Consider the following 12591-nt stretch of genomic DNA (forward strand, 5'->3'; position numbering starts at 1 on the left):
GTCAATAAGGACTTGCCCTCACGGAAGCGCAAAGTCCTTTTGTTTCAATGCGTATATAGGCAGTTACCCGGGGGTGCGGTTGCGCCGCTTCGGCAGCCCGCCATCGGGCGAGAACCCGGATTTCAGTGTCGCGTCTGCCCGGAGCGACCAGCATGGCGCCCGATTCGCGTGGTGCAAATGCGGACTCGTCTCGTCAGTCGGAGATTGCGCCGCGACTGTCACTCCGTGCTATGAACCTTCGTATGGTCGATGGTTTTGCACCGACCCACCCCGGCCATTCCCGCAACTGATCGTCCAGCATGCCGCGCTCGAAACTGCCGCCCTCCCCCGCCCTGCGGCTATCGGCCCTGAGCGCGGCGATCTTCGCCGGAATCGGCATCTATATGCCGTTCTTTCCCGTCTGGCTCGAATCGCGGGATATCTCGCCGGCGGCGATCGGCATCATCGTGGCGCTGCCGCTCGTCGTGCGTATCATTGCGACGACGCCGCTGTTAGCGCTCACGGAAAAAGGTGTCGAGGCGCGCCGGCTTCTGATGCTGGCGCAACTCGCTCTCGCCCTGCTCTACATGACCCTGCTCGGGCTGGAAGGCGCCCTGGCGATCGGATTCGTCGTGATTCTTGTCGCGCTCGCACAGGCACCGCTCGCCCCGACATCCGAACTTCTCACCACGGATGCCGTGCGAGCGGATGCGCGGCTTGATTACGGCCGGATCCGCCTGTGGGGCTCGCTCGCCTTTCTCGCCAGCAATATCGGCGCCGGGTACCTCCTGGAGCGGGCACCGGCCGATGCCGCAATCATCGCGCTGGTGGGAATCGCGCTGATCGCCGCCGTCGTCTCACGGGCCGCACCGCAGCGGATCAGCGAAGCGCCGACGGCGGATGCCGAGGGCAGGCTTCCCGCATTGCCGGCAGGTCTGATCTGGCTGATCATCGGTGGTGCCCTGATCCAGGCCGCGCACGCGACGCTCTACGGGTTCGGCTCGATCGCGTGGCGCGCGCAGGGGATTTCCGAAGCCCTGATCGGCTGGCTCTGGGCGATCGGCGTGATCGCCGAGATCATCCTGTTCTGGCTGATCGGGCGCGGCGTGGGGCATGGCGGAGCGACGCGCACGCTGATGCTGCTGGGCGCAGGTACGGCAGTGATCCGCTTCGCCGGTCTCGCGCTCGCGCCGGGACTCGGTCTCACCATCGCGCTGCAGATCCTTCACGGCCTGACTTTCGGGGCGACGCATCTCGGCATGATGTCCGCGCTGACGCGTCACGCGCCGGTCGGTGCGCGTGGCAAGGCGCAGGGGCTGTTTGCCGCCGCAATGGCACTCACGACCGCAACCGGCATGGTGGTGAGTGGGCAGGCCTATCCCGATCTCGGCACTGCGACCTATCTGCTGATGATCCCGCCCGCGCTGATCGGCGGCGCCTTCGTGTTGCGCGGCGCAGCCCTGTTGCGCGTAACCGACAATCAGCCCCAGAGCGCACGTTCGGGCGGATGAACCAGCCCGTCGTGATAATGCATGGCGTTGTCGCGATCCTTCGCCAGCAGAAGCGGCCCGTCCAGGTCGACGAACCGGGCCTGCGGCGTCAGCAGCATGGCTGGCGCCATGGCGAGGGACGAGCCGAGCATGCAGCCGACGAAGATGCCGAAGCCGCGTTTCTGCGCCGCCTCGGCCATGGCCAGAGCCTCCGTGAGGCCGCCGGTCTTGTCGAGCTTGATATTGACCAGATCGTAGAGCCCCACGAGCCGCGGCAGGCTCGTGCGATCATGCGCGCTCTCGTCCGCGCAGAGCGGGACGTGGCGCTCGACATCCCGCAGGGCCTCGTCCGCATCGGCATGGAGCGGCTGCTCGACCAGCGAGAACCCGGCATCGGCGCATGCATCGATATAGCGCTGCACGTCTTCCGCCGGCCAGCCCTCGTTGGCATCGGCGAGCAGCACCGCCTCCTGCGCCGCCTCGCGTACGGCGCGGATGCGCTCGATGTCACCATCGGGTGCGCCGAGCTTGATCTTCAGGATCGGCCGCGATGATGCCTTGGCCGCTGCCGCATGCATCGCTTCCGGCGTGTCGAGGCTGATCGTGTAGGCGGTGGTGATCGGCGGGAGGCGATCGATACCGGCGCTGACATGGGCGGGGACCTCACTCAGCTTCGCCTCGAGATCCCATAATGCGCAATCGAGGGCATTGCGCGCCGCACCCGCAGGCAGCTTGTCGAGCAGCGCCGTGCGATCACCGCCGGATTCGATCAAGTCGCGTGCCGTCTCGATGGTCTCGACGACGCCCTCGACCGATTCGCCATAGCGGCGATAGGGCACGCATTCGCCTCGCCCCGTGCCATAGCCCTCGCGAATCGTCGCCGTGACCACAACGGCCTCGGTCCGCGATCCCCGTGAGATCGTGAATTTTCCCGCGATCGGAAAGGTTTCGATCGCGACTTCCAGACTCCGTTTCATCGTTTCACCGTCTTCAGGATTCGTTTACGCCTCGACTCGGCATTGCCTGACAGGCTATCACCATTGCGCCATGCGACCACCACAAAGAGCGAATTCTCCTTGACGGCTCACTCCCGATCCGCAGCTGCAAAAGAGCACGAGCCACGTGCGAAGCGTACCGGTGAAGCCGGTTTTACGCTTTCCGGCGATTGGGTCGCAGCGCATGGGGAGGCTGTGTCCGCCGCACTTGACGGCATGGCCGGCCAGATCAGCGGCAACAAGCAGGTGGAGGTCGATCTCGCAGGGCTGACGCGCTTCGATACGCTTGGCGCGCTGATGCTGTCGCAAGCCAAGGTGCAATGGGAAACCGACGGGGCGACCGTCTCTCTCGTCAACCAGCGCGAGGAACAGGCGATCCTGCTGCGCGAGGTTGGGCGCCGCCAGACCGAGCCGCCGCGCCAGGTGCATAAATCCCGCTTCGTCGACATGCTCGAAGATGTCGGCAGTGTCATGGTCGAGAGCGGGCGCGATATCCTGACCGGCGTATCGTTTCTGGGCGAAATTCTGACGGCGACGGGCCGGCTTGCCCTTCATCCACGCCGGTTCCGTGGCACGGCAGTCGTCAACCAGCTCGAACATATCGCGTTCAAGGGCGTGCCGATCATCACGCTGATCTCGTTCCTCGTCGGCGCCATCATCGCGCAACAGGGCATCTTTCAGCTGCAGCGCTTCGGCGCGACGAGCTTCGTCGTTGATCTCGTGGGCATCCTCGTTCTGCGTGAACTCGGCGTCCTGCTCACCGCGATCATGGTGGCCGGCCGGTCCGGATCGGCATTCACGGCAGAAATCGGCTCGATGAAGATGCGCGAGGAGATCGATGCGATCCGGGTCATGGGGCTGGACCCGATCGAAGTGCTGATCGTGCCGCGCTTGCTCGCGCTCGTCATCGGCCTGCCGCTGCTCACTTTCCTGGCCTCGATGTCCGCACTGTTCGGCGCCATGGTGGTGGCATGGATCTATGGTGGAATCACGCCGGACGTCTTTCTCGATCGGCTGCGTGAGGGCATCGCGCTCAACACCTTCTTCGTGGGCCTGATCAAGGCGCCGTTCATGGCACTTGTGATCGGCGTGATCGCCTGCATCGAGGGCATGGCGGTGCAGGGCTCCGCCGAATCGCTCGGGCGCCGGGTGACATCATCGGTGGTCAAGGCGATCTTCATGGTGATCGTGATGGACGGCCTGTTCGCCATCTTCTTCGCCGCGATCGATTATTGAGGAACCGGAATGAGCGCAACCGCGACCGCGCCGGAAACGCTGACACCGCCCGCGAAGGGGGAGCCGATCATCCGTGTGCGCGGGCTCGAGGTCGGTTTCGGCACCAAGACCATCATGAAGGATCTCGATCTCGACGTTTTTCCCGGCGAGATTCTCGGCTTCGTCGGCGGTTCCGGCCAGGGCAAATCCGTACTCACCCGTGCGATTCTCGGCCTTATCCCCAAGCGCGCGGGCTCCATCGAGGTATTCGGTCGCGACCTCGACAGCCTGAGCGACATGGAGCGCCGCGCGATGGAACGGCGCTGGGGTGTGCTTTTTCAGCAGGGCGCGCTGTTTTCCGCACTGACCGTGAAACAGAACATCCAGGTGCCGATGCGCGAGCATCTCGATCTGCCCGACAGGCTGATGGACGAGCTTGCCATGCTCAAGATCGACATGGTCGGGCTGAAGCCGGATGCCGCCGACAAGCTCCCGTCGGAACTCTCCGGCGGCATGATCAAGCGCGCCTCGCTGGCGCGGGCGCTGGCGCTCGACCCGGATATTGTGTTTCTCGACGAGCCCACATCCGGGCTCGATCCGATCGGCGCTGCGGATTTCGACGACCTCATTGCAACATTGCAACGGACATTGGGCCTCACCGTCTATATGGTGACTCATGATCTCGACAGTCTCTTCACGGTCTGCGACCGGATCGCGGCACTGGCGGACGGGAAGGTGGTATGTGAGGGTCCGATGCGCACCATGCTCGAATCGGATCATCCGTGGGTAAGAAGCTATTTCCACGGAAAGCGGGCGCGCGCAGTGGAAACTGCGCCGCAGGAAGGACATTGACGGAATGGAGACCCGGGCGAATTACGCTCTGATCGGCTTGTTCACGCTGCTCGTCGTCGCAGCGGGATTTCTGTTCGTCTACTGGTTCGCCGTCAGCGAGCGCGGCCAGGAGCGAATGACCGTCGAAATCGTGTTCCGCGATTCAGTGGCCGGGCTCTCGCGCGGCTCCCCCGTGACCTTCAACGGGCTGCGTGTGGGGGATGTGCAATCCCTGCAACTCGACGACGATGATCCGAGCCGGGTCGTGGCGCAGATCCAGATCATGGCGGATACGCCCGTTCGTGCGGATACACGCGCGCAACTGGAATATCAGGGGCTGACCGGGATTGCGAATATCTCGCTCACCGGCGGTACGCCTGAGGCGCCTCACCTGACCTCCGAGCCCGGCGAACCCCTTCCGGAAATAACCGCCGAACGCTCCGATTTTCAGGACCTCATCCAATCCGGTCGCGACATCGCACGCCAGGCCGCCGATACGCTGGAGCGGATCAACGCGCTCGTGGACGAGAACCAGCAGACCATCACCGCGACGATCAGCAATGTCGAGGCGTTCTCGCAGGCGCTCAGTGACAATGCACCCGGTATCGACAACTTCCTCGATCAGGTCGGACAGGCGGCGGAACGTGTCGGCCCGCTCGCCGATTCACTCGACGAATTGTCGCGCTCGACCAATGCCATCGTCTCGGCCGTCGACCCCGAAGTGGTTGCGCAGACGGTGCGCAACGTCGAGGAATTCACCAAGACCCTTTCCGATAGCCGCGACCAGATCGACACCATCTTCGCCGATGCGAGCGCGATGGCCGATCGCCTGAACCAGACCTCGATCAAGTTCGAGCAGACGCTGGATTCCGTCGCGGCCGGGATCGAGGCGATCGATGCCGATCGCATCAATGCCACCATCACCAATGTCGAGAGTTTCTCGCAGATGCTGGCGGACAACAACGATCAGGTCTCGCAGGTCATCGCCAATGCCGCGACGCTGACCGACAATCTCAAAACCACGGCACAGCAGATCGACGGCGCGGTTGCCCAGGTCACGAGCCTGCTTGATGCCGTCGATCGCGAGGACGTGACGCAGACGCTGGCCAATATCCAGGAATTCAGCGGCACGCTCGCCGACAACCGCGAGAATTTCGACGCGATCATCCAGGATGCGACCCGAATCGCCGGCGCGCTCGATCCGGACCGCCTGCGCCGCATCGTTGCGGATGCCGAGAGCTTCACCTCCGTGCTGGGTGCCCGCAGCGCGGATACGGATCGCATCATCGACAATGTCGCTACACTTACCGACGATCTCGGCGCAACCCGCGCGCGGGTCGACAGCGCGCTCGACGAGATCAACGGGCTCGTCGCCGCGATCGATCGCGAAGTGCTGCGCGAGACCCTGGCGAATGTCTCGGCCTTCTCGGATACGCTCGCCGCGAATAGCGGCAATTTCGATACGGTCATGCAGGATCTCGCCGGCCTCACCGAGGCGATCGACCCGCAGCAGCTCACCGGTACGCTTGAGAATGTCGAGCGCTTCGCGCAGGTTCTCGGCGAACGCAGCACCGATGCCGACCAGATCATCTCCAATGCCGTCTCGATTTCGGAGAAGCTGAACGCATCGGCTGATCGCATCGACGGTGTACTGGAAGCGGCGCAGAGCTTCCTTGGCACCGCCGAGGGTGAAGCCGGCGAGGGACTTTTCGACGATATCCGCGAAGCCGCAGTGGCAATCCGCACGCTGGCCGAGAATCTTGACGCGCGCACGCAGGAGATCACGGCAGGGATCAACCGCTTCACCGGGCCGGGCCTGCAGGAATATCGCGCGCTGGCGGATGACGGGCGGCGGACCTTGCAGGATATCAGCCGCGCGGTGCGGGCGATCGAACGCAATCCGCAGCAGATCATCTTCGGCGGCGAGTCGAACGTGCCGGAATATGGCGGCGCGCGGCGCTAGGATGATGCAGAGGATTTCCATGAGGTTTTTCGGACAAGGTGCTGAGGAACAATGTAACGGGAGCGTGAGGAAAGTGTCCGACAGATCGTCAGAAAAACGGGTAGGCCGGTCGCACGGGATCCGGCTCGGGCTCCGCAGCCTGCGCGCTCTGCTCGCGACCATCGCCCTGTCCGGCCTCGTCGCTGCATGTGGTGCTGCACCGGCGCTCACCGTCTTCAGCCTGAGCGCGCCGGAACAGCGTATCGACGCCGCCCGCAGCCTGCCCGGCCTGCTGCTCATCGCGGAGCCTTCAACGATCCAGATCCTTAACAGCGAGCGTATTGTTGTGCGCAGCAGCGACGGCTCGCTGAGTTATCTGCCCGGAGCGCAATGGGCCGATCAGTTGCCCGCGTTGGTCCAGTCGCGCATGGTCGCGACTTTCGAGAACACCTCGCGCATCGGCGCCGTCAGCCGACCGGGCGACCGTGTGAGCCCCGATTTCCAGATCAATACCGAGATCCGCCGTTTCGAGATCGACACGACGCGCGGTGAGGCCGTGGTCGAGTTTTCCCTGCGCGCCACACGCGAATCCGATGGACGAATCGCCCGCGCGCGCGTGTTCCGCGCGAGCGCGCCTGTCGGCGCCGTCACCGGCCCGGGCGCCGTGCGCGCCCTCGACGAGGCCTTGTCCCAGGCCTTGATCGAAATCGTCGGCTGGGCCGGTTCGTAAGCGGCATCAGCCTTTCAAGCTGATCACCTGAGCGTGCGTGGCTGCCTGAAGCGCTCTCGGATCCACCGAAAATACCGCGTTGGGCGTGCCCGCCGCCGCCCAGACCACGTCGTGCGCGAGCAGATCTGCGTCCATATACGTCGCCAGCGGCGCGGCATGACCGAAGGGCGGGATGCCGCCGATGGCGAAGCCGGTCACATTGCGCACATGCGCCCCACGCGGCCGCTCCAGCCCCTCACCCAGATACGCCGCGACGCCCGCCTCGTCGACCCGGTTGTCACCACTGACGAGCAACAGCATGTCGTGCCCACTCTGCGCACCGGTGAAGACCAGTGATTTCACGATCTGACCGACGCCACACCCGCAGGCCGCGGCAGCCTCCTCGGCGGTGCGCGTCGAATCCGGCATCATAACGATCTCGATCGCCATGCCTCTTTCAGCAGCCGCGGCTGCGACACGCAGCGCGGCATTCGGCAGATTCTTCCCCATGGCCCCTTGGCCCCTTGGCCCCTCCCATTCAGACAGTCACTGGCGCGCGTGTTTCCCGCGCTTGAGCGATTCCCGCAAACCACCGCTCTTGCGCGCCAGCGAGACGTTTTCGAGAAAACCGATACTGCCATCCGGCTTCAGCCCGCGCATCTGCGCCTTGACAGTGAAACCGTAATCAGCGAGCGCGATGTCGAAGAGATAATAGGCCGCGCGATGCGCGATGGTCCCGCCCCGCGACGAGGCCGAGGGCGCTCCGATCACAGGCACACGCCCGTCCGGCCCGGGAATCGTGGCGACAGTCCCGATGTGGTTGTGGCCGTGCAGCACAAGATCAGCTCCGGTGCGGGCGATCATCTCCTCGAATTTGCGCGAATCGGTCAGATTCCGACCAGCCGAGGCACCCGCCACATGCGGGGGGTGGTGGATCATTACGACCCTGCAAAGCCCCTCCTCGGCCAACCCGTCGAGCAGCGTCTCGGCAGCATTTAGCTGGGTCTGCCCCATGCGCCCGCTGGCGACGAAGGGCGCCGTCGGGATTGCCGAGGACAGGCCGACCAGCGCGACATGATCGCGCCGGCGCACGTAGGGAAATACACCCTCCTCGCCCGAATCATCACGCGTCCATGGACCACAGACGCTGAGCATGCCCGCCAGCGCGCCCTCGATATAGGCGTCGTGATTGCCAGGCACGAAGCTCACGGTTTCGGGTTCACCGAGACTTGCAAGGAATTCGCGCGCGGCATCCCATTCCTGAGGCAGCCCAATATTGGCGATATCGCCCGTACAGGCGATATGGTCAGGGCGCTGGTTGCGCATATCCTGCACAAGCGCGGCGAGGAGTTCCATGTCATGCGCGCGGTCGCGCCCACGATGCCAGTTGATGAAGCCGGTCAGACGTTTGCCCATCAGCTCGCGCAGGCGCGGGCGGGGCAGAGGGCCGACATGCGGATCGGTCAGATGTGCGATGCGAAACATTGTGTCCCAATAACGCGGTGAGGCTTGCAGAGTTCGCGCGCCCAGCCTGCGAGGTCAAGCGCGAATGCGGCTTTGCTTTTCGTGCGCAAGCGTGCATTTTTCGTGACGATGTCTTTCAGCCTCTTTGCCACGTCCCTATCCCGGTATGGAGCCGTTCGGCCTTGATCCCGTTCCTGCGCGCCCCGCTACATCTGTTCTGGCGCCTGACGCGCGGCATGACGCTCGGCGTGCGCGCCATTGCCACGGATGAACAGGGACGCATTTGCCTCGTACGCCATACCTACACGCTTGGCTGGCTGTTGCCCGGCGGCGGCGTCGAGCCCGGAGAGACTGCACTCGAAGCGCTCGAACGCGAGTTGCGCGAGGAAGCTGCCATCGGACTTGCCGATACGCCGAGGCTGCTCGGCTTCTTACACAACCGCGCCGCATCGCAGCGCGACCATGTCGCACTCTATCACGCGGCTGCGATTATCCATCTCGATACGCCGCGCCCGCGCCTCGAAATAGCCGAGCGCGGCTTCTTCGCACCCGACGCATTGCCAGAGGGCACATCGCCCGCAACGCTGCGGCGCATCGCCGAATGGCGAGAGGGACGCGCAGCGGCGGCACAATGGTAGTGGAGAAGGCGTGACCCTGCGGACGTTGCGCCATGCGAAAACGGCTGCTATGCGCCTCTTTGTCGCGTTGGTTTCTGTTCCCGGAGGCGAAGCGTCGACGGGCAATCGCGACTGACGGAACCATGACCGAGCTGACGCTGACCATTCGCCCCGAGCATCCGGGCGACCACGCCACGATCGACCGGCTCCACGCACGGGCTTTCGGGCCAGGCCGCTTCGCGCGCACCGCCTTCCGCCTGCGCGAAGGCGTCGATCACGATCTCTCGCTCTCATTCGCCGCGCATGTGGGTACGCTGCTGGTCGGTTCGGTGCGTCTCAGCCCCGTCTGGGCGGGAAACGTGCCGGCGCTGGTGCTGGGTCCGCTGACCGTCGAGCCCGCATTCAAGGAACGTGGCATCGGCGGTGCCCTGATGCGTCATGCGCTGGAGGAAGCGCGCTCGCGCGGGGAACAACTTGTCCTGCTCGTCGGCGATGCCGCCTATTACCGGCGGTTCGGCTTCGCGCCCGTCCCGCCAGGACGCTTTACGTTGCCAGGCCCAGTCGATCCGGCGCGTTTGCTTGTCTGCCCGCTCGTCACCGATTCGAGCGACACAGCGCGGGGCGAAGTACGCCCACGCCTTGACGATCGGTAAGCCGGGAGCGCTCAGCGCCGGCTGCGCACCCGTGCCGGTACCGGCTGCAGGACCGGCTCACGCCCCTGTAACGACCAGCCGAGACGGTGATAGGCGAGCGCCCGCTCGACCAGCGCGCCAGCTTTCGCGGCAAGCCCCATCTGCTTGAGCATGCGGGCCTGCTTTACCATGTAGCGGGCCAGAGACCTGTATTCCTGAGCATGACGTCTTTGCATCGTTCATCTCCCCTTGCTAACCATCATACGTATGAACCTTGCGCGCAGATTGCGCGCAAGGAGGCACAAACGGTCGCAGGGGCGCCAAGCCCCGGCCCGCAGCCGATCATTCGGGAGACGGAATATGCAAAGCCGTGCGCATGTCGCGATCATCGGGGCCGGGATGGCCGGCGCCGCCGCCGCACGGCGCCTCGCCGATGCCGGACTCGCCGTGACCCTGTTCGAGAAAAGCCGGGGCCCCGGCGGGCGGATGGCGACGCGGCGCCTCGACGGGGGTGTTTTCGATCACGGTGCCCAGTTCTTCCGCGCCCGCAACCCGCGCTTCGCCACTTCCGTCCAGAGCTGGCAGGAAGCCGGACTCGTCGCTGTCTGGGATGCCGATCATGCCGACGTGGACACGCATCCGCGCTTTGTCGGCACGCCCGCGATGAACGCGCCGGTCAAGGCGCTGATCGGCGATCTGCCCATCCATACCGGCAATCCGGTCACCGCCCTGCACGAGGACGGCGCCCGTTGGCGGGTCGTGGCGGAGGGCACGCCGGATTTGTTGTTCGACGCAGTCGTGATCGCCATTCCGGCTGGCCAGGCGCAGACGCTCGCGGCGACGGCCGACTGGAACCCGCCTGCGCTCGTGCCTGCGCGCTACGCCCCATGCCTGACCATGATGCTCGGCTACCCCGAGCCCCTCGACCTGCCCGCCTTCATGGCGATCGAGGACGAGACCATCGCCTGGATCGCCGATAACAGCAGCAAGCCCGACCGCCCCCTGCCGCGCGGCGAATCCGACATGCATTGCGTCGTGATCCACGCCACGCCCGACTGGTCGCGCGCGCATCTCGACGCCGATATGCAGGATGTGATCGGCCAGCTTTATGCCCGCCATGTCGGCATCACCGGCATCATGGACGAGCCGGTCCACGGTGACGCGCATCGCTGGCGCTACGCCCAGGTCAGCGATCCCCTCGGCGAGCCCTGCCTCATCGACCCCGCCCGCCGCCTCGCCGCCTGCGGCGACTGGTGCCTCGGCCCGCGCGTCGAAGCCGCCTTCGACAGCGGTGAGGCGGCGGCGGCGGCGTTGCTGGAGGTGTTGTGAGAGGGCTTGCATGCCTGGTGCGTGTTGGTACCCCGTGATGATGACAGCCCGGTTTTTCGGGCACGCATGATCAGAAAGTATTTGCATGAAATCAATTGCCGAACCGGTCAGAGCGACGATCGACAAAGTCATCCGGCATGAGCCGGGGGACACGGTCGTCGCCGACCTGCGCGTCACCGATGAAACCGATCATGACGGCATAGCGTTTCTGCGGATCGAGATCGTTTTCGACAACGCCCACGGACGCCTTGATCCGCAAAGAGTGAAGACGCTGGGCCGCCTCCTGAGGGAACCGCTCGAAGATATCGGCGAGCCCCGTTTTCCAGTATTTTCCTTCAAGTCGCTTGCGGAGCATCAGGGTGCAGCCGCGTGACCTGATCGCAACAGCGAGAGTGACGGCCAATCAGCAGGTGACCCGAAAGCCGCGACAATCGGATCTCAAGCGCGCTCTCAGTACTGCCTTCACGCCATGTTCCATACCATGTGCAGGAATTGTGCGGATTGCCTTATCGGCACCGCCAGCGCCGACCGAAGCAAGCCGGCATGGTGAAAAGCCTATCATGCGATCAATCACGGCTTCGCAGAAAACCAATGCATGAACCGGCAAGTGATGGGCCGTTTTCCACGTGATATCGAGGATTTCGCGAATCACTTCGTCGATATGCAGATCGAACGGCACAGGGCCGATTACGATCCGCATGCAAGGTTCACACGGTCCGACGTGACCACTGCGATTGACACCGCTGAGGCAACAATTGCCGCTTTCTTCGCCGAACCGATCAAGGATCGGCGCGCATTTGCTGCTTGGGTATCCCTCAAGAACCGGGGTCCCTGACACACCTCCCAAACCCGCCCGGCACCCCTCGTCAGGGTGCCGGGCGTTGTCTTCCGCTCGCCTTACCCCGCAAGCGCCTGATCGAGATCGGCGATCAGGTCGGCGACGTCCTCGATACCGATGGAGAGGCGCACCACTTCCGGGCCGGCGCCGGCAGCGACGCGCTGTTCGTCGGTGAGCTGGCGGTGGGTGGTGGAGGCCGGGTGGATCACCAGCGAGCGGGTATCGCCGATATTGGCCAGATGCGAGAAGAGCTGGAGCTTCGAGACCAGCGAGACCCCAGCATCATAGCCGCCCCTGAGGCCGAAGGTGAAGACGGCGCCTGCGCCCTTGGGGCAATAGCGTTTGGCGAGTGCGTTGTATCGATCGCCTTCCAGCCCCGGATAGCTGACCCATTCCACCGCCGGATGCGCGGCGAGATGCTTCGCCACGGCCAGCGCGTTGTCGGAATGGCGCTGCATGCGCAGCGGCAGCGTCTCGATCCCGGTCAGGATCATGAAAGCGTTGAAGGGCGAGAGCGCCGGGCCGAGATCGCGCAGGCCGAGAACGCGGG

General features: G+C 64.7%; 15 protein-coding genes. 8 read left to right on the forward strand and 7 right to left on the reverse strand.

The window, feature by feature from the left end; all coding sequences use genetic code 11:
- Positions 1-299 precede the first annotated feature (299 nt).
- Positions 300-1490 (forward strand): MFS transporter, encoded by a 1191-nt coding sequence (locus tag VKP01_RS11415; protein ID WP_324412379.1) that lies wholly within the window; start codon positions 300-302, stop codon positions 1488-1490.
- Here VKP01_RS11415 and dgcA read toward each other — a convergent pair.
- On the reverse strand, positions 1460-2446 hold the full coding sequence (gene dgcA / locus VKP01_RS11420; protein WP_324412381.1) for an N-acetyl-D-Glu racemase DgcA: 987 nt from the start codon (positions 2444-2446) through the stop codon (positions 1460-1462). The genes VKP01_RS11415 and dgcA overlap by 31 nt on opposite strands.
- A 99-nt stretch (positions 2447-2545) precedes the next feature.
- On the opposite strand from dgcA, the gene VKP01_RS11425 reads away from it, so the two are divergent.
- The 4 genes from VKP01_RS11425 to VKP01_RS11440 all read left to right on the forward strand — a co-directional run bounded on the left by VKP01_RS11425 (position 2546) and on the right by VKP01_RS11440 (position 7182).
- Entirely contained in the window at positions 2546-3700 is a 1155-nt protein-coding gene (locus VKP01_RS11425) for an MlaE family lipid ABC transporter permease subunit (RefSeq protein ID WP_324412383.1), read from the forward strand.
- Between the two features lie 9 nt (positions 3701-3709).
- Positions 3710-4531 carry an ABC transporter ATP-binding protein gene (locus VKP01_RS11430; protein WP_324412385.1) on the forward strand — a complete coding sequence of 274 codons (822 nt, stop codon included), beginning with the start codon at positions 3710-3712 and terminating at the stop codon, positions 4529-4531.
- Between the two features lie 4 nt (positions 4532-4535).
- Entirely contained in the window at positions 4536-6473 is a 1938-nt protein-coding gene (locus tag VKP01_RS11435) for an MCE family protein (RefSeq protein WP_324412387.1), read from the forward strand.
- 73 nt (positions 6474-6546) lie between these two features.
- Entirely contained in the window at positions 6547-7182 is a 636-nt protein-coding gene (locus VKP01_RS11440; RefSeq protein ID WP_324412389.1) for an ABC-type transport auxiliary lipoprotein family protein, read from the forward strand.
- Between the two features lie 6 nt (positions 7183-7188).
- Here VKP01_RS11440 and VKP01_RS11445 read toward each other — a convergent pair whose 3' ends face one another.
- Positions 7189-7611: a YbaK/EbsC family protein gene (locus VKP01_RS11445; protein ID WP_324412391.1), complete on the reverse strand. Its 423-nt coding sequence runs from the start codon at positions 7609-7611 to the stop codon at positions 7189-7191.
- A gap of 96 nt (positions 7612-7707) precedes the next feature.
- Positions 7708-8646, reverse strand: coding sequence for a metallophosphoesterase (locus tag VKP01_RS11450; RefSeq protein WP_324412393.1), 939 nt, complete (start codon positions 8644-8646; stop codon positions 7708-7710).
- Positions 8647-8807: 161 nt separating this feature from the next.
- On the opposite strand from VKP01_RS11450, the gene VKP01_RS11455 reads away from it, so the two are divergent.
- Together VKP01_RS11455 and VKP01_RS11460 are read left to right on the forward strand one after the other, a co-directional pair.
- On the forward strand, positions 8808-9263 hold the full coding sequence (locus VKP01_RS11455) for an NUDIX domain-containing protein (RefSeq protein WP_324412395.1): 456 nt from the start codon (positions 8808-8810) through the stop codon (positions 9261-9263).
- Between the two features lie 122 nt (positions 9264-9385).
- A complete protein-coding gene (locus tag VKP01_RS11460; protein ID WP_324412397.1) occupies positions 9386-9895 on the forward strand; it encodes an N-acetyltransferase in 510 nt (169 codons plus the stop codon).
- Between the two features lie 11 nt (positions 9896-9906).
- On the opposite strand, the gene VKP01_RS11465 is transcribed toward VKP01_RS11460, so the two are convergent.
- On the reverse strand, positions 9907-10110 hold the full coding sequence (locus VKP01_RS11465; protein WP_324412399.1) for a hypothetical protein: 204 nt from the start codon (positions 10108-10110) through the stop codon (positions 9907-9909).
- Positions 10111-10234: 124 nt separating this feature from the next.
- Here VKP01_RS11465 and VKP01_RS11470 point away from each other — a divergent pair, with 124 nt between their 5' ends.
- Positions 10235-11203 (forward strand): NAD(P)/FAD-dependent oxidoreductase, encoded by a 969-nt coding sequence (locus VKP01_RS11470; protein ID WP_324412401.1) that lies wholly within the window; start codon positions 10235-10237, stop codon positions 11201-11203.
- A gap of 91 nt (positions 11204-11294) precedes the next feature.
- Here VKP01_RS11470 and VKP01_RS11475 read toward each other — a convergent pair whose 3' ends face one another.
- From VKP01_RS11475 to VKP01_RS11485, 3 genes are all read right to left on the reverse strand, one after another.
- Complete coding sequence (locus tag VKP01_RS11475; RefSeq protein ID WP_324412403.1) at positions 11295-11606, reverse strand: hypothetical protein; 312 nt, start codon at positions 11604-11606, stop codon at positions 11295-11297.
- Complete coding sequence (locus VKP01_RS11480) at positions 11607-11903, reverse strand: hypothetical protein (protein WP_324412405.1); 297 nt, start codon at positions 11901-11903, stop codon at positions 11607-11609.
- 197 nt (positions 11904-12100) lie between these two features.
- On the reverse strand, positions 12101-12591 hold a 491-nt coding region (locus VKP01_RS11485; protein WP_324412407.1), incomplete at its 5' end, for a PLP-dependent transferase.

The sequence above is a fragment of the Saliniramus sp. genome, from assembly GCF_035311605.1.
GTDB lineage: Bacteria > Pseudomonadota > Alphaproteobacteria > Rhizobiales > Beijerinckiaceae > Saliniramus.